This window comes from Microvirga pakistanensis (assembly GCF_004458765.1).
In the GTDB taxonomy this organism is placed as follows: Bacteria; Pseudomonadota; Alphaproteobacteria; order Rhizobiales; family Beijerinckiaceae; genus Microvirga; species Microvirga pakistanensis.
In genome coordinates this window covers 1-223 of record NZ_SPJX01000022.1, presented here as the reverse complement: position 1 = coordinate 223, position 223 = coordinate 1, and the positions used below count along the sequence as shown (strand labels likewise).

At 64.1% G+C, this 223-nt stretch carries 1 protein-coding gene; it reads right to left on the bottom strand.

Annotated features, from left to right (window positions below; translation table 11 throughout):
- Positions 1 to 223, bottom strand: a 223-nt coding sequence (locus tag E4K09_RS01615; protein ID WP_483238010.1) for a helix-hairpin-helix domain-containing protein, incomplete at both ends; no start/stop codon positions are given.

Sequence of the window (223 nt, the reverse complement as noted above, 5' to 3'; positions counted from 1 at the left end):
CGGGATCAGGGCGCCATGGGCATTCGCCAAGCCATGCACCATCCGGAACCCGAGCCGGACGGCGAAACGCTTCGGGCTCCGGGTCGGCTCCAGGGTGCAGTCCCAGCGGGAATGGTTGATGTCGACAGGATGCACTTCGACCCCGTGAGCTTTGGCATCCCGCACCAGCTGGGCGGGCGCATAGAAGCCCATTGGCTGCGAATTGAGAATGGCGCAGCAAAAG